General features: G+C 64.8%; 16 protein-coding genes, 1 tRNA gene and 1 pseudogene. 2 read left to right on the top strand and 16 right to left on the bottom strand.

Annotation, left to right across the window (positions count from 1 at the left end):
• Positions 1-106: 106 nt before the first annotated feature.
• Positions 107-182: transfer RNA gene (locus tag AB0L59_RS01790), tRNA-Arg, on the top strand.
• Positions 183-360: 178 nt separating this feature from the next.
• On the opposite strand, the gene AB0L59_RS01785 is transcribed toward AB0L59_RS01790, so the two are convergent.
• The 12 genes from AB0L59_RS01785 to AB0L59_RS01730 all read right to left on the bottom strand — a co-directional run bounded on the left by AB0L59_RS01785 (position 361) and on the right by AB0L59_RS01730 (position 7,965).
• Positions 361-1,761, bottom strand: coding sequence for a site-specific integrase (locus AB0L59_RS01785; protein WP_365578122.1), 1,401 nt, complete (start codon positions 1,759-1,761; stop codon positions 361-363).
• Complete coding sequence (locus tag AB0L59_RS01780; protein WP_356161037.1) at positions 1,761-1,961, bottom strand: helix-turn-helix domain-containing protein; 201 nt, start codon at positions 1,959-1,961, stop codon at positions 1,761-1,763. Before AB0L59_RS01780 ends, AB0L59_RS01785 begins: the two co-directional genes overlap by 1 nt.
• Complete coding sequence (gene repSA / locus AB0L59_RS01775; RefSeq protein WP_365578120.1) at positions 1,958-3,325, bottom strand: replication initiator protein RepSA; 1,368 nt, start codon at positions 3,323-3,325, stop codon at positions 1,958-1,960. The genes AB0L59_RS01780 and repSA overlap by 4 nt, the downstream gene beginning before the upstream one ends.
• 127 nt (positions 3,326-3,452) lie before the next feature.
• Positions 3,453-3,770 (bottom strand): SpdD-like protein, encoded by a 318-nt coding sequence (locus AB0L59_RS01770; RefSeq protein WP_365578118.1) that lies wholly within the window; start codon positions 3,768-3,770, stop codon positions 3,453-3,455.
• Positions 3,771-3,794: 24 nt separating this feature from the next.
• Positions 3,795-3,950 carry a hypothetical protein gene (locus AB0L59_RS01765; RefSeq protein WP_107069211.1) on the bottom strand — a complete coding sequence of 52 codons (156 nt, stop codon included), beginning with the start codon at positions 3,948-3,950 and terminating at the stop codon, positions 3,795-3,797.
• 13 nt (positions 3,951-3,963) lie between these two features.
• A complete protein-coding gene (locus tag AB0L59_RS01760) occupies positions 3,964-4,155 on the bottom strand; it encodes a mobile element transfer protein (protein WP_365578116.1) in 192 nt (63 codons plus the stop codon).
• Position 4,156: 1 nt separating this feature from the next.
• Complete coding sequence (locus AB0L59_RS01755; protein ID WP_365578114.1) at positions 4,157-4,351, bottom strand: hypothetical protein; 195 nt, start codon at positions 4,349-4,351, stop codon at positions 4,157-4,159.
• A 20-nt stretch (positions 4,352-4,371) separates the two neighbouring features.
• Positions 4,372-5,046 carry a DUF2637 domain-containing protein gene (locus AB0L59_RS01750; RefSeq protein WP_365578112.1) on the bottom strand — a complete coding sequence of 225 codons (675 nt, stop codon included), beginning with the start codon at positions 5,044-5,046 and terminating at the stop codon, positions 4,372-4,374.
• Positions 5,046-5,249 (bottom strand): hypothetical protein, encoded by a 204-nt coding sequence (locus AB0L59_RS01745; RefSeq protein WP_365578110.1) that lies wholly within the window; start codon positions 5,247-5,249, stop codon positions 5,046-5,048. Before AB0L59_RS01745 ends, AB0L59_RS01750 begins: the two co-directional genes overlap by 1 nt.
• Before the next feature lie 83 nt (positions 5,250-5,332).
• Entirely contained in the window at positions 5,333-6,688 is a 1,356-nt protein-coding gene (locus tag AB0L59_RS01740; protein WP_365578108.1) for an FtsK/SpoIIIE domain-containing protein, read from the bottom strand.
• Between the two features lie 2 nt (positions 6,689-6,690).
• Entirely contained in the window at positions 6,691-7,047 is a 357-nt protein-coding gene (locus tag AB0L59_RS01735; RefSeq protein ID WP_365578106.1) for a hypothetical protein, read from the bottom strand.
• A gap of 138 nt (positions 7,048-7,185) precedes the next feature.
• On the bottom strand, positions 7,186-7,965 hold the full coding sequence (locus tag AB0L59_RS01730) for a GntR family transcriptional regulator (RefSeq protein ID WP_365578104.1): 780 nt from the start codon (positions 7,963-7,965) through the stop codon (positions 7,186-7,188).
• Positions 7,966-7,983: 18 nt separating this feature from the next.
• Between AB0L59_RS01730 and AB0L59_RS01725 the strand changes: the two genes are divergently transcribed.
• The gene (locus AB0L59_RS01725; RefSeq protein ID WP_361981548.1) at positions 7,984-8,448 is read left to right on the top strand and encodes an NUDIX domain-containing protein; all 465 of its coding nucleotides are present in this window, start codon (positions 7,984-7,986) and stop codon (positions 8,446-8,448) included.
• 792 nt (positions 8,449-9,240) lie between these two features.
• Here the strand turns inward: AB0L59_RS01725 and AB0L59_RS01720 are convergent.
• From AB0L59_RS01720 to AB0L59_RS01705, 4 genes and pseudogenes are all read right to left on the bottom strand, one after another.
• Positions 9,241-10,998 (bottom strand): response regulator receiver domain, encoded by a 1,758-nt coding sequence (locus AB0L59_RS01720; protein ID WP_365578102.1) that lies wholly within the window; start codon positions 10,996-10,998, stop codon positions 9,241-9,243.
• Complete coding sequence (locus AB0L59_RS01715) at positions 10,995-14,024, bottom strand: ATP-binding protein (protein ID WP_365578100.1); 3,030 nt, start codon at positions 14,022-14,024, stop codon at positions 10,995-10,997. The genes AB0L59_RS01720 and AB0L59_RS01715 overlap by 4 nt, the downstream gene beginning before the upstream one ends.
• Positions 14,025-14,255: 231 nt before the next feature.
• Positions 14,256-14,423 (bottom strand): annotated as a pseudogene (locus tag AB0L59_RS01710) (IS701 family transposase); the annotation flags it as partial.
• A gap of 53 nt (positions 14,424-14,476) precedes the next feature.
• On the bottom strand, positions 14,477-15,262 hold the full coding sequence (locus AB0L59_RS01705) for a GIY-YIG nuclease family protein (protein WP_365578098.1): 786 nt from the start codon (positions 15,260-15,262) through the stop codon (positions 14,477-14,479).
• Between the last annotated feature and the right edge of the window lie 35 nt (positions 15,263-15,297).

Raw genomic sequence — 15,297 nt, 5'->3', positions numbered from 1 at the left:
CTGCCTGCGATTATCAGGACCGCTTCACCGAACCTCCACATCGAGCCACGGAGGCGAAGCGACAGGGTCGAGGAACAGGGAGCTTTATCCTTGGACCCGCCACCAGGCCCCCGTAGCTCAGTGGATAGAGCAGGCGCCTTCTAAGCGCTTGGCCGCAGGTTCGAGTCCTGCCGGGGGCGCCATCCCTCAGCCCTCCCATCGGGAGGGCTTTTTGCTGGTCAGGGGCCGTTTCGCTCGACACGGGTCAGCCCCGGACACCCCCTTGGTGATCAAGGGCGGGGTCCGGGGCTGTCCGGCCGTCACCGGGTTTTCGCGGGTGGCCGTGTCGAATACGTGTCGAAGTTCTCGACCGGTGGAAGATCAGCCAGCGCCCGGCACCTCCGCCTCCGGGAGGTCGCCCGCGGCTTCCAGCCGCCGTTTGAGATCCGGCAGCTGCCCGTCGACGCACCGGGCGTAGGTCGACAGGAGCACGGCGACGCTGTTCCCGGCCCACTCGGCCACCTGGGCGGGCGGGATGCCGTCGTTGAGCCACTTCGTCAGACGCGTGTTCCGGTTGTCGTAGACGCGGCGCCCGGTGGGCGAGTCGTAGACGTGCGGGGGCAGTACGGCTTTGCGCGCGCTGCGCCACGCCCGGCGGATGACGGAGCCGGCGAGGATGCCGCCGGTCTCCCCCCGGAAGAGGAGATCACCCGGCTGGAGCTGTTCGTCGGCGATGTGCTGGCGCAGGATGCGCGTCAGGGCCGGATGCCCGGGAACAGTGCGCGTCTCACCCTCCGCACGGCCTTTCAGGTCGCGTTGCTCGTGGATCTCCCCCGTGTCGGTCCACTGCTTCCCGACCTCCGGGGTCGCTGTGTGGATCAGCAACTCGCACCACTGATCGTCGGCGTCGGGCTCGGGCAGCGCCACGTCCTCCACGCGCATGGCTACGGCTTCCTCGGGCCGGGGGCCGCAGTAGTACAGCGTGGCGAAGAAGGCGTGGAGCCGCTTGCCGCCGCGTGGCCGGCGCCGGATCCAGTCGAGGATTGCCGCGGCTTGCTCGGGGTTCAGCAAGGATCGCTTGTCCACGGCGTTCGTGGTCTTCGTTGCGGCCGTCGAATCCTTGCCCTTGGGGAGGGGGTTGGCCCGCAGGATGCGCCGCCGGATCGCGTACTTCATGGCGACGTTGAGGATCCGGCGGTTGCGCTTACGGGACCAGGCCGCCGCCTGTTTGCCGTCGAGGCGGGTGTCGATGGCCTGCAGTACCTGGTCGACCTTCTCCGGGTCCTCCCAGGCGGAGACGGGCAGGGAGTTCCGCTCGACCCATTTGAGGATGGCCACCACGTCTCGGGGCGCGTCCGGGCGTCGGTTGGTGTTGAACGCCCATTCGCGGAGGGCCGTCCGCACGGCCGCAGGGGCGAACTGGGTGGGCTTGGCCCGCAGCAGGGCGATGGTGGTCGCGGTCAGGGTCTTCGCGACGTTCTTGCGGCTGTTGCCACCGAGTTGAGGCCAGCGGGCATCTACGTACTCGACGGCGAACTTGTACCAGCTCATGGCAGCCGACTTGGAACGATGGGACACCGGGAGGCCGGTGGCGACGACGAAGGCCTCGCCTTTGCCCGTGGCCCGGATGAGTTCGGAGCGGAAGCCCTCGGCGAGCGCGACGGTGTTGAAGGGCTCGCGCCAGCGCTTGTCCGCCACCGTCCAGCGCACGGTGTACGTGGTCTTCCGGGCGCCCTTGTAGGTAAGGATCTTGTAGATCTTCACGTCATACGTGGTCTCCATCAGGCGGCGTCCTCGCAGTCGTCGAGCCAGTGATCGAGGTCGCTCCGCCGGATCCGGAGATCGCCGTTCGGGAGCTTGATGCAGCGCGGCGCGCGGCGCTTGGCCCGCCAGTCGTAAAAGGTCGAGCGGGAGATGGCCAGTTCCTCGCAGACCTCCGCGAGGGTGAGCATGGTGCGTCGTGATCGGAGGGCCGTGGTCATTCCGTGCTCCCTTCGTTCAGGAGGGCTTCGCGGGCGGTCTCGCGGTTGGTCTGGAGGTCGCGGGCGATGGTCGCGGCGAGGGCGGCTTCGCCCGGGGTGTGGCCGTGGCCGGCGTACTGCCAGTCCGCCAGGACGAGGACGGTGTCCGGCTCGCGGTCGTCGAAGCCGAGGGCGGATGCCTCCTGGGCGGCGCGGTAGTCGGCGCGTTCCTGGCGGAGAGCACCGAGAGTGGTGGAGTAGGTGCGGGACTTGGACGAGAAGTGCCCGCGGAAGCCGAGCATGTGAGCCCAGGCCCAGAGGCGCCGGTCCGGGTACAGGGTGTCCAGGTCGCGGCATGCGGTGATGAGTCGCCGGGTGTGGTCGGGGACCTGGTGGCGGTCGAGTTCGGCGAGTTCGCCGATGCGGCGGTCCAGGGTGCCGGTGTTCTCAGCTGCCTTGGTGGCGTACTTGGCCACGTACGAGGCGACGGCCTGTTCGGTGATGTCGGAGCCGTCACCGAAGGCCTTGACCGGGCGTACGTCGAGCTGTCGGCCCCAGCGGAAGGTACGGGCGGGCTGGTCACCGGCGGCCGGGACCGACACCGAGGTGTACGAGTGCGCTGCGGCGGCGAGTACCGCGTCCGTGAGGAGGTCGACCGTCGCCCAGGCGGGCGGCGGCGTCCCGGGTCCCTCCGGGCCGTCGAGGCGTACGACGGCATGGAAGTGCAGGGCGCCGCGCTTCTGGAACTCGGCGACCTTGCCGTACGAGACGCGAAGGTGATCGGCGAGTTCCCTGCGAGGCAGTCCGGCGCGGGCGGCGAGTTCGCGGCGGAGTCGGGTGGTGAAGCGCTGCCAGAGCTGGCCCGCGTGGTTGTTGAACAGCACGGCGCCCGCGTAGTCGTAGCTGTCCGGGTCGAGGGCGGTCCCCAGCTCCGGGGCGTCGGGCACGTGCTGGGTGCCGCAGCGGCAGGAGCCGTTGTCGGGGCGGTTGTGGACCGGGCCGAACGAGGGGGCCGTGAGGGTGGCGAAGACGCGGGGGTGATCGCGGACGGTGGCGGGGACGTCGCGGCGGTCGTCCCCGGCCAGGCCAGCACGGATCAGGTGGTACGTGTCGCCCGCGTAGGTCCAGGCGCAGGACGGGCAGCGGGAGGCTCGACGATTGCCGCAGGCGAGGCGGAGGCGTCCGCCCGGCTCCTTCTCGGTGGAGTAGTGGTGCAGGGTCTCGCCGCTGGTCTTGTCCTTGTGGAGGACCCAGCCGGTGAGGTGGATCGGGTCGGAGCAGCCGCCGGTGCGGCGAATCTGGTCCTCCCAGCGGGCATAGTCGGAGGCCGAGGCCACCCGGAGCACGTCTCCGAGGGTGATCGGGTCGAGCAATGTGTCGGGCATGGGCGCACTCGGTGTCGCGGGTGAGGCGCGGTGGGCCATGCTTGGGGTTCCTTCCGGTTGCGAGATCGGACAGGGACGGCGCCCGGGCGGCGGATGCTTGGCGGTATCGAGGCCGCCCGGGTGCCGGTCAGCGACGCTTGGCGTCGGAGGCGAGCAGGGAGCGCAGGACGACGGCGCAGACGGCGACCGAGGCGCCGGTGATGGCGACCGCCAGGAGCAGGGAGACCAGGACGGCGCCGAGGACCAGGACGACGGCCGTGCCGCCGCCGATGAGGGCGAGCGCGGTGCCGGGCGTGAGCTGGACCGTGGGCCGGGACGGCGCCGGAGTCGGCTGGACGGCCGGCGGAGTCTCTTCGTGCCGGGTGATGGTGGTCGCCTCGATGACGGCGGGCGGGGTGGTGAGGCTCGTCGGCATGGGCATGGTGGGGATCTTCGGGTGGAACATGGGTGGTCTCCTCTCGCGGGCGGACTACTTGACGAGGGCGTTGATGGCCGGGGCGAGGACGCTGTCTGCGAGGAGGAAGCCGCCGAGCAGGAGTACGGCGATGAGCCAGGCCGGCGGGCGGATGAGCTTGACGCCGAGGTAGCCGACGACAAGCAGGGCGAACCAGAGCGGGACCTGCATGGCGGTGGGTCTCCTAGCGGACGCGGCAGCGGTGGGTGCGGGCGGCGAGCTGGGCCGCGGACGGGCTGGAGTAGTCCGCGGACCAGCCGCAGTCGTCGGAGGTGCACACGGCGGCGTGCTTGGTCCGGCCGTTGCGGTCGCGGTGCGTGCCGATCTGCACCGGGCCGATGCGCATCACGGAGTGGAAGTGGTCGCGGGCGGGCATGTCAGTCGGTTTCCTCTCGGGCCGTGGTCGGGGCGGGGAAGCTGGCACGGATGCCAGCGGCGGTGGCAGGGTCGGCGGTGAGGCGGGCGGCTTCCTCGGCGAGCAGGTAGGCGAGGAAGGGCCGGTTGGCGGAGGCCATCTCGCGGGCGCCGTCGAGGTAGTCGGAGGCGGTCAGTTCGGCCGGGTCGCGGGTCACTGGTCTTCCTCTCTTGCTGATCAGGTGAGGTGGGCGGCGATGGCGTCGGCAAGGTGGGGCGGGACGCCGAGGCGGGAGCGCAGGGTGTCTGTGTCGATCGGGGCACCGGTACGGGCGCGGTACTCGTCGCCGATCTTGCGGGCGTGGTCGACCAGGACGGCGGGGACCGGAGGAGCGGGAGCCGGGGCCGGAGATGCGGGGACCGCATCAGGCTCGGGCACCGGCTCAGTTACCGATGCGCGTTCGGCGTCCGGGACCGGCTGCTCGACCGGAGACACGACCTCCTCCACGCCCGCGACAGGTGCCGGCGGTACCGGCCCCGACTCCGCAGCCGACGAGTGCGCGAGAAGCGTTCCGCCGAGGAATGCGAGCGCGGGCCATCCGGCGATGCCGAGGCGGAGCAGGGCGGGCGGGTCGGCCAGGTCGAGGAAACCGGCCGTGGCGACGTTGGCGCCGAGCGAGGCGAACAGCGCGACGAGGAACCAGCACCAGGCCAGCCGAGACGGGCCCTCACTGCGCAGGCGCCGCCAGGCGGCGACCAGGAGCAGGTCGACACTGACCGGGTAGGCCCAGGCCTTCCAGCCGTCCTGCCCGGCAGCGGAGGCCAGGTCGTGCAGGTGGGCGAAGGACAGGGCACCGGCGATGACGGCCTGAACCAGGACCGCGTCGACCCGGAGGCCGTGACGGGCACCCATCAGGAGTCACCGGGGTAGGCGGGGCCACCGTCGGGGTCGTAGCCGTCCGGGAACGTGCCGGGCGGCGGCTCGGGCAGCGAGACGGCGAGGGACGCGCTGACGGCTTCCACGAAGTCGAGGTCGGCGCCAACCATGTCGGCGTACAAAGCGAGTTGGCCGAGCAGGAGCACGGTCCGGGCGAAGTCCTCGCAGTTCGGGCACACGGCGGGGTCTCCCTTCTTTGGACATGGCGGGGGTAGGGACTTGGCGCGGTGGCGGTCGCGCCGACCGGTGGGGATCAGAGAGATCAGACGGCGGCTGAGGAAGCCTTGGCCAGCGACACGGGAGCGGCAGCGGAGGCGGAGAAGGCGGGCCGGAACGGTGCCAGCTCGGGCAGGTCCGGGGTCCGGTCGGCGTGCCGGTTGCAGATGTTCACGGCCTGGCGGAGCGAGGTGTGCGGGGCACGGATGCGGTGCCATCCTCCGGAGGAGTCGCCCGCGATGGCGAGCCCCCGCATTTCGGCCGGGATCTGGATGGCAGCGAGTACGGCGTCCGGGGCGATGTCGCCGAAGGCCATGTTGGCGGATGTCTCGTCGTTGACGCGGTGGGCGGTACGGCCGGTGAGCTGGGCGCGGAGCATGGTGATGCCCTTGCCGAGTTCGGAGCCGAAGCGCTGTCCGCAGATTTCGAGGTAGATGCCGGCCGCGCGGCCGAGCTGGGCGAGGCGGACCAGGGCGGTGATGATGCGGTCCCGGCGCTTCTCCTCCTCCTTGTTGGCGTACAGGGCGAGTTCGGCGACCTCGTCGACCAGGACCACGACCGGGACCGGACGCAGGTGATCGGGCAGATCCCAGATGTCGGCAGCGATCTCGGCGTCCGGCACGTCAGCGGCGATCCGCTGCTGAGCCCGGATGACCTGATAGGTGCGCTCCATCCGGACCACGAGTGCGTCGAGCACGTCGGCGGCGGTGTCGGGATCGTCGGCCAGCGCGGAGAACCGGCGGGCCAGCGGGAACAGTTCAACCCCCTGTTTGCAGTCGATGCCGACGAGGGCAACGTCCATCGGGGCGAGCCCGGCGACCAGGTTGCGTTGGTAGACGGACTTGCCGGACTCCGTGGCCCCGAGGGTGAGGGCGTGGGGTATCGCCCGGTAGTCGCGGTAGTGCACCGAGCCGTTCTGTCGCAGGGCGACCGGTACCCGCATAGTCTGGGTCTCGGTCTTGGCCGGCATCTGCACCCGCTTGAGCACGTCGTAGCCGGTCATCCGCACCTCTACGACGCCGGAGCGCAGTTCCCGCGAGGTCACGCCGTACATCGAGAACGAGTGCCGAAGCCGGTCCGAGGCGGCGGCGACGTCGAAGGCGTCCTGTCCGGGCCGGAGTTTGAGCCGCAGGATCAGACCGGTGCGGGTGGGCCCCAGCCGCAGGATGCGCGGGGCACGTGGCCCCGGTATCGGCCGGTTGGCGGCACGGGCGAGAGCGAGCCGCCACCGCGCGGGCGGCACGGTTAACCCGCATGCGTCCATGACGGAGCCGTACCGGACCAGGACCCGCACCACGGCCAGCGTGACCCCGAAGGTCAACCAGTACCAGGCGGGGCGCCGCCACCGCAGAAGACCCGCGGCGGCAGCGACCAGCACCAGAGCGACCGTGAAGCCGGTCATGATCAGGCCGCCTTGGGCCTTGCGGCGGCATCGGCGAGCGAGGTGACCGCGACTGCGCGGAACGCGATGCCATGCCGCTTCTGGCCGTTGAAGTCGTTCTCCCAGGGCCGGGCGATCAGGCCGGTGAGCGCGACCGGCGTGCCCATGGCCAGCTCGCCGGTGATGCCGGGCTCCGGGACGGTGATGGAAAGGATCTCCACCTCCTCGTTCGCCGCGAACATCACGTCGACCGTCATCAGCTTGGCCCCGGTCTCGGCGTCGGTGGCGATCTCGCCGGTACGGCGGTCACGGACCTTGACCTGCGGGGGCTTGGCGACCATCACGACGGCGCCGGCGGTGTCGACGGGAATCTGACGCACAGAGATCACTCCTCTATAGATGCTGAACTCTGTCACTCATGTACATGAGTGACATGAAGAAGAGTGCCTCACTCCTGTATATGAGTCAACCCGCCACGAAGAGGAACTCGCGACGGGTTGCGGAGAGTTGAGTGCGCGTCAGTCGACGGCAGGGATCCGGTACTCGAAAACGAACTGGTCAGCGGCCATGAGGGTGTCGCACACCTCGACCACGAGGCCAGCCGTCGTACGGGCCTCACGGATCAGATGAACCACGGGCGCACCCGGACTCAGCGCCAGCTCCGAGGCTTCCGCCTTGGAGGCTGGCCGCGCTTGCAGCGTCTCGACGAACTCCGCGAACTCATGCCCGTGGTCTTCGAGTCGCGCGTAGATGCCACCGCCGCCGGGGTTCTCGGCGAACAACTCCGGGATGTCCTTCACGACGTCCCAGGGCAGGTACGACGTCGCGGTCTCGACCGGGGTGCCGTTACGGAAGTAGAGGCGCCGGCGGGCGAGCACCTGAGTACCGACGGGGACGCCCAGTCGCTGGGCCGTATCCTCGGGCGCCTCCATGGGCCCGATGTAGAGAACGCTGACTTTGGCGGTGGCGCCGGACTGGGCGGACTCCGCAAGGTAGGCCGCCTGTCCGCCCTGCCGGAGCGAGCGCCGGAAGCGATTGGAGGAGCGGTGCCGCACAGGAGGCCGGTTCTTCACGATCGAGCCCTTGCCGTGCCGGGTCTCGACCAGCCCACTCGCTCGGACCTCAACCATGGCCTTACGGATCGTCCCGCCGGACACGCCGTAGCGCTCCACCAGCTCAGACTCACTCGGCACCATGTCGCCAGGCTTGAGAACCCCCGCCCGGATCTGCTGCACGATCTCGTCCGCGATCTGCACGTACCGAGGTCCGGACCCGACCCCTCCAGCCGCAGTTCCCATAGTCCTTCTCTGCCTCCTATGCTCCTCTACATGAGTCAAGCACAGGAAGCGACGCCGTCTCCCCTGCACTCCGTATCCGTGGCCGGAGTGGTGGTGCGCGATGACGGCCGCCTCCTGGCGATCCGCCGAGCCGACAACGGCACCTGGGAGCTTCCCGGAGGCATCCTCGAACTGAACGAGACCCCAGAGGCCGGCGTCGCCCGCGAGGTCCTGGAGGAGACCGGCATCCACGTCGAGGTGGACGAACTGACCGGTGTCTACAAGAACCTCACCCGCGGCATCGTGGCCCTGGTCTTCCGCTGCAAGCCCTCCGGCGGCATCGAACGCACCTCAAGCGAGTCGACGGCCGTCTCCTGGCTCACACCCGACGAGGTCAGCGAGCGCATGGCCGAGGTTTTCGCAGTCCGACTCCTCGACGCCTTGGACGACAACGGCCCCCACGTACGCAGCCACGACGGCAAGCGCCTCATCCCAGCGGGATAAAATCTTCTCTCCTTCATCAAGGCTCGCTGCGCTCGCTCGTCCGGCGTCCACCGGCACTCATCGATCATCGCCAACCCGACCACCGCACCCTCCACCCCAGCGCATCAACGGCCGCTCCCCGACCCAACACCACCGCCACCACGATCCGGCCTCAGGAAGGGAAAGGACGCAACAGCAGCTGGCTCCCAACGCCCCGCCGGGGCCACCGCGCGCCCTTTCCGCCCGGTTGCCTACTCCAGATAGGTCGGATCAAGACCCGAGGGCCGCGCCAAGCGCGGCGGCGCCGGCCGGTCGCCGCCGCGCCGCCTCGCCTGTCTTCGCCACCGGCCGCACGTCGCCGCCCGCCCGTCGCCGCACGCAGCGGCCACATTCCAACACGGGCACGGGGCGAACGGTGATCCCCAACGGCGCAGGTCAAAGACTCTTTGTGTTACCGCAAGAGGCCGGAGCGTGGTGGCGGTGGCATGCGGACCGACGCTGCCAGATGCGCTGGCGTTCGTACGGCCCGCTGATCCACGCACCAGACCACCGCCCGGACGCGGGCGCGGCCCATGAGAGCGGGAGAACCCCTCTGTGGCTGGGGCGGTCGGCTCCGCAGCTTTAGGCAGCCGCTTTGGCGCGAGCCTCGAAGATCATGGCCCCAACGTCGTGCTTCAACGGGCAGGTCAACAGACTGCCCGACGCGCCGGAAGCTTACGGGGCCATGATCACTCGCGCCAAAGCAGCTCCAGCCCAAAGCCGCTCCGCCGACCTTGTGAGTGTGTACCAGGATGCGCTGCCGGTGCCAGCAAATCAGCGGTTCAAGCCGTCATACCTAAGCCACTCTGATTCATCAAGACCTACTCGGCTAATCAACCTTCCCAATTCATGGGATACGCGCAGCGCATGTTCTGGACGCAACTCACCTATCCACAAAAATTCTTCCCCGTCATCGCTAGTGAAGCGCGGAATGCCATCCCTTTTGATAGCCCGTACCACACCCTCGCCAACCGTTGACCGGAAGGGAACTATGATCATTTCGTACGGCTTCGCCTTACCCGCTAGAGCACGCTTCTCCTTACCATGGTCAAAAGCAAGGAAGTGAAATTCCTCCCCGAGCTCTACCTCAGAGAGAGGAATCATGGGGAAGCCGCGCCGCTCGTCCAACTCCAACCTCTCAGAGTCGCAAAGCGGCTGCAGGCAGAGGAGAAACTCTCTTTTAGATTCTTCCTGCTTCGACTCATGCAACGGATCGGGAGCAAGCTCCCCTGCCGGCGTCGTTCCCGCCTCCCTGATCAAGATAGTTCCAAGCTGGAGGGTAGGTTCACGTTCGAACGTGTATCCGCTATGCAAATCTCTCGCGAAGCAAGACAATCTGCCCAGCTCCTCCTCAGAGGCCCGCGCTCGATCAGCAGTGGTGAAAAGTGAGGCGATAGTGGCGATCTTACTAACCCCCAGCTGCCCGCCCCTGCTGTCGCGCAGAGTGTCAATTTTGACCTTCTCCTGTGTCAGCAGCTCCAAGACGCTATCAGGAGAGACGTCCTTAAGGGCACGCTTTTTCCCTTGAACCTGTGGAACAAACTCCCCACTGGCGAGGCGGGCTTTCACCCACGACTCAATGCGTTTGCGGGAAATCATGTCTCCTGCGCCAGTCGATTCCAAGAGAGACTGAATCTCCCGCGCAATCAACTGGATAGCGAACCTCTTTCCCTCGCCAGTGAGAAGGTCATGACTGACGAAAGCGGGGTCGAGGTCACTCCGGAACCGCTGCAAAAGCGTTGGCGCGTTGTCCCGTAGAAGACTAAGACTCTGCAAGGCAAAGCCTGGAAGAATGCCATGGGAGGCTTGAGCGAATTCTCTGACGATTCTCTCGGGAAGCTCTGCTTCGGATACCGCAGACAACCCCGGAATGCCAGGGCGACTCACTCCGGGCTTGCCCAGGACCGAGATACGAAAGTCCCGCGCTACGATGCCCAGCCCATCACCGTTTTCAGAAACTTCCAGCTCATGCCCTTCGCCTTTCAGCTTCCGCTGCAGGGTGTCTCTGACGCCATAAAGATCCGGGTCGTTTGTATAGATACAGATAAGCCGCAGCCGCCCAAGTTTTCCTTGCTCGGTCTGCACCAGCCGTGCAACAAGCTGCGAAGTTGTCTGCCCCGTGTCACCGTTCAGCGTCCAGTCCAGCACTAGGACATCGGATCGCAAGAACAGGCGGTCGTAGCTACCTTCGACCAAAGCGTTTCGCTGGTCGCCATTTTTCGGACGCACGTATCCACAGACTAGCCCGTAACCTGCAAATGCTTCAGAGAGGGCAGCGCCATCTAGATCGTCATTGCCGCCTGATGTCTCATCAGCGCGGTGGTTATCTGTCGATCTCTGCTTACTGGCCCGCCCTCCCTCCGGTTCAGGCTCTACCGACAATGGGTCGAAGTCCTCAACGACATCCTCAGGTCCCGGACCGTTAGCGGAACCTTCCGCTGGCTCAATCGCCACCTGGTCGTCAACGACAACCACGGTTTGTAGGTAGTCTCTAGCAGCATTTACAGACCACTGCTCCAGCTCAGTACTCATTCCGTTCCCCCCAACCCCTTCTCATCAACCCCACTCGGCGGATTGATCGAGAAGCACGCACCTACGCCCTGTCCGTCAGAACCTGCCATGGAGGCTGCATCCGCCGGCCACGGCAAGCCCCCCTCGGGTACAACTGTGAGCGACCAACCGCTTCTCTGCAGCACGTCTTTACTGATTTTCAGCCCAAGCCCCCTTCCCCCTGGCTTCCGCGAAAAACCGTGCTCAAAAATAGCGTCGTGATCACGCAAAGAGATTCCAGGACCATTGTCCGCAACGATCAATGATCCGTTTCGCTGTCCTAGCTGCACTACCCGTGGAACCGGTCTATCCGACAGCCAAAAGATCGCGTTGTCCACCAAGTTTACAAAGACCGGGTAGAACGTAGAGGGGTAGCCCACGAATGAGTAGCTCTCGAACAACGGGCTCACCTGCAAATCGACGTCGTGGCGTCGAAGCCTGTCACCGAAGAGATCACGAATGAATTGCGCCACCTGAGCGCCTCGAATGTTGGCCGGCTTTCGATACAGCCTTCTCTGGAGCGGAGTGAACAACGTCAAATAGTTGTCCAGATGCTCGAATGCCGTTGCAAGCTCACGCTCAATGCTGCCGAGCTTTTCATTGCGCTGCCCCCACGGCCGCAGAGCACGCAAATTCCTCCTCACCGTCTTAATGCTCGACGAAAACTCATGGTTGATCAGCTCAACGGCTCTTCCCAGCTGAGTCAGTTCGAGATCAGTGTCAACCTGCTCTCGAAGGGCAATAACCTCCTCCTCCACGGCCTCAAGTTGCTCTTCCAGGCCAAAGCCCCGCGACATGTGCTCGAAGCCGCCCAAAAAGCGTCGGACTGGCTCCAGTGAATCCTTCTGACGCTGCAGTTCTTTTTCAAGCTCCTCCATGAGCTGTCGTCGGAGCCTAAAGAGATCGTCTTCCGTAGCCGAGGCCGGGAGGTCTGTGATACGGCGGGTCATGCCGCGTGCAAAATCTGAGGCACTTTGGACCGCAGACCGGACTCTATTCGAGATATCCAGAGCGACCTGCTCAGACCTCGTACGGATCTCTTGAATATCCCGCGACCAGTCGTCGAACTCCCGGCGTGCTGATTCTTCGAAGTCTTCCTGTAGTCGCTCCCGCAATTCCGTGATCGATACCAAATGGCCGGCTCTGACTGCGGCCATCGAGCTAATTTTGTTAGTCGCCGTGGTAACGACATTGCTTACAAGTTCGTCACGCAGCCTCTCGTATACTGCCCAATCTCGACTCGTCTCTCTATCAAGGCCGATACCCACGGGCTTAGGTACTGTGTATCGGCTGATCAAGCTCTCAAGGTCGCGTCGAGCGCCCTCCTCTAGTTCGAGGGTGGCTTCCAGAGCATCCGGTGCCGTGTCGCTAATAACAGATAGCTCGCGCTCGACTCGTGCCACCGTCCTCTCCACGAGTGCGACCGGACGTGACTCCGAAAACTCACCGATGACGAGTTGAAGTCGATTGCGCAGTCTGTTGCGCTCCGCATCTGCTGTCTCGGCGCGTGCGCGGCGAACCTGCTCAGTGCGTTCGAGCTCGTCGCGCTTTGCCAGAAACTCCTGCCCCCGCTGACTGCTGCCCCTGAAAAAGTCCGCAGCCAGCTGCATCATGAAGTTCTCAAGAATGGCCTTCATTTGCTTGAAAGCAATGTTCTCGCGGAATCCTTCTCGCCCAGCTTTTTCCTGCAGGGCAGGATTGACCTTCGAGGACAACTCGATAGCCCCGAACATTTGCCGATATGAGAAGAAGTAGTAACCTAGATTTCTGGTCCTCCGCTCTTCGATCTGCAGATAATCCACGTCACTCTGTCCGTACGGCAGGATCCGGATGCCATCCTTGTACACGTACAGGCCAGCGATCTTTTGAAGTTTCAGAGAAATCTCTGCGTGCTCTTGCGGCGTTAGGCTACTCTGGGAGGGTTTATGGTGCACATACCCAAAACGAATCTTGAAGGGGCCGCATTGAGTTGGCGCTCCCTTTCCCGCACGCCAAGGAATGACATGTTGCACAGGTTGCGCTTTATAGATAGACACTGCCCCATGGAACGTGCCGTATTCGTCAAACGTCCCAGAGAACTCGTGATCGGCCCTTGCGAAGTCAGACTCATTGAAGAACTCGTCGTCGTCCAAGATATCCGTAGCCAGGCCATCATCGGTGCGAACCACGAATGATGTCTGCATCTCAGGCTCTCGGGAACCTGTGGTCATGGTGTTCGAGAAGCCGGCGAGCAATTTGAAGAGGTTGGTGGCTCGCCCCTTCTTAGTTCTGTCGCCTTCGACTTCTCCGGGCAGAGATTCATCGACAGGCGTGACCACAAATGCCGTCCCGTAGCCGGCGCTACCAGTGATATGCGGCCCAGGAAGTCTCTCAAGGAGACGCGGGTCGATCTGCTCGAGTCTCGTCAGATGGTCACGGATCGTCGCTATCGTCAAATCGTCTAGCCGGTTTGAGAGCCGCAACAAATTGGCACGTACCTCACCCGCCAGGCGCTCGATCACCGATCGATTAAGAGTCCCGTCAACCGATAGCACCGGAACATCGATGTCTTCCAGGGTCACACCTGGGGCACTGAACAATGTCCACGGCAGCAGGGCTGCGATTATGGGAGCCGCATTGTCCTCACTCGCATTCTGAGGCCGCTGCCGCGTGAGAACGAGAGTCTGAGGGCCCAAGGCGGCGATAGCAAGACGCCCAATCCCCTTCTCCCCCATTACAGGTCGAACGGTGAAACCTTGAGGAATTGGTGGTGGGCTTAGCCTGCCACCTGCGGCCTTACTGTCCGTCCCGATCGTGAGCCATCGGTCGAGGAAGTCCCTCTCGCTCATGCCCACACCGTCGTCGCGAAGGATCAGAGCATTACGATCCTTCAACCAGTCGACGACAACCGTTTTCGCGTACGCGTCATAAGAATTCTTGAAGAGTTCGTTGATTGCCGTGGGGATGCCAGCAATCTGCTGCCGGCCGAGCATGTCAACGGTACGGGCCGAAGTACGAAAGTTGGCCACGCTAGCGCACTCCTGAGTGAGGATCGAGTCAGGGACGTGTCCCCAGGCTCGATCATGCTAGCGGTGCTCGGGCCCCAGGTGGAGGCCTTTGGCGGAAGTCATCTGGCCCTCGGCGCTCCGATGTCGATCATGGCCTTTCGCTCACTGACCAGCGCCTACCTCGCTTGTGGTGAGTGAACGGCCGCAGGTGGTGCAGGTGCCGGTCCAGTACCTTCCTGGATTGCGTAAGGGTCAGACCAGCGTGTGTGCTTTTGGGGCGAGCCGTCGCAGAGCCAGGAATGCCTGGGCGGCGGTGACGAGGGTGACGTGGTGGTGCCAGCCTCGCCAGGTTCGGCCCTCGAAGTGGTCCAGGCCCAGGCCGTGCTTGAGCTCGCGGTAGTCGTGCTCGATCCGCCAGCGCATTGCCCACTCCAGCGAGGAACTGCGAGTGACAGACGCTCTACTTACTTGCCTCACCGAGCACTATCGCTATAGAGGATTTCCCGACCATCGATGTAGCGCCTGCGTGCACTCTGCGACATCAGTACCCTTGGGTACATGACGGCGTATCCGGGAAGCACCATGATTTGCCAGTCATCAGGCAACTGGGAGCTCACGAAACGGAAGAACTCGCTCGCGATCATATTCGACTGCTCAATGACCACTTCGAACTGGTCGTAGAAGCTCTCCCTGTTGGTGCGGTAGTACGCGTACCTGAACGTGTAAGGAAGCGCCGCCTTTGCGAACTTCAAGACGGCGCGTAGGCTTTGAGACCCTTGAGGGAGGTCGCGTATTACCCAGTTGAGGTTGGCGGGATAGATCTGATCGAAGTGATCTTCGCCGAAGACCGTGGTGTCCCGCTCAACCCCCGGGTCGTTGATGCCGAAGCCGTTCTCGTTCCAAGGAGCCTGGCCATCCTCCTGGAACCTGTCGATAAGGAGCTTCTCGGGAGCTACCGCCGCGAAGTCCTCATCCACGGACAACGCCTTGAAGGACATCCACTCCAAGTGGATGTTCTCACGGCCGCTAAGCTTCTTGAGGTGCTTCCTCAGCCTTTGACCGAGGGTGACATCGGCCTTCCCGATGTACACGGGCTCGCCGTGCCTGTAGAGCTGGTACACCCCCTTGTGGCGAGGAAGACTGCTGATGTTCTCCTCGGTCAGGGGCGCCGGAGTGAGTGTTCTCAAGGCTGCGGCCAACTGATCGCCGAGGGCCTTCGTGATGCTCAGCTTGAACTCGGCATGGTTCTCCAGCGGCAACGCCTGGGCTCCCTTCGGGCGAGTGATCGGCATCA

Origin of the sequence: Streptomyces sp. NPDC052109 (assembly GCF_040680195.1) — a bacterium.
Classification (GTDB): domain Bacteria; phylum Actinomycetota; class Actinomycetes; order Streptomycetales; family Streptomycetaceae; genus Streptomyces.
Note: the sequence above shows the minus strand (reverse complement) of the source record. Positions and strands in the feature narration are given on the sequence as shown.

Excerpts from the sequence above, each read along its gene's own strand:
- AB0L59_RS01750 (WP_365578112.1), bottom strand. The coding sequence starts at position 5,046 with ATGGGTGCCCGTCACGGCCTCCGGGTCGACGCGGTCCTGGTTCAGGCC.
- AB0L59_RS01725 (WP_361981548.1), top strand. The coding sequence starts at position 7,984 with ATGCTCCTCTACATGAGTCAAGCACAGGAAGCGACGCCGTCTCCCCTG.
- AB0L59_RS01765 (WP_107069211.1), bottom strand. The coding sequence starts at position 3,950 with ATGCAGGTCCCGCTCTGGTTCGCCCTGCTTGTCGTCGGCTACCTCGGC.
- AB0L59_RS01730 (WP_365578104.1), bottom strand. The coding sequence starts at position 7,965 with ATGGGAACTGCGGCTGGAGGGGTCGGGTCCGGACCTCGGTACGTGCAG.
- repSA (WP_365578120.1), bottom strand. The coding sequence starts at position 3,325 with ATGCCCGACACATTGCTCGACCCGATCACCCTCGGAGACGTGCTCCGG.
- AB0L59_RS01780 (WP_356161037.1), bottom strand. The coding sequence starts at position 1,961 with ATGACCACGGCCCTCCGATCACGACGCACCATGCTCACCCTCGCGGAG.
- AB0L59_RS01740 (WP_365578108.1), bottom strand. The coding sequence starts at position 6,688 with ATGACCGGCTTCACGGTCGCTCTGGTGCTGGTCGCTGCCGCCGCGGGT.
- AB0L59_RS01785 (WP_365578122.1), bottom strand. The coding sequence starts at position 1,761 with ATGGAGACCACGTATGACGTGAAGATCTACAAGATCCTTACCTACAAG.
- AB0L59_RS01720 (WP_365578102.1), bottom strand. The coding sequence starts at position 10,998 with ATGAGTACTGAGCTGGAGCAGTGGTCTGTAAATGCTGCTAGAGACTAC.
- AB0L59_RS01760 (WP_365578116.1), bottom strand. The coding sequence starts at position 4,155 with ATGCCCGCCCGCGACCACTTCCACTCCGTGATGCGCATCGGCCCGGTG.
- AB0L59_RS01770 (WP_365578118.1), bottom strand. The coding sequence starts at position 3,770 with ATGTTCCACCCGAAGATCCCCACCATGCCCATGCCGACGAGCCTCACC.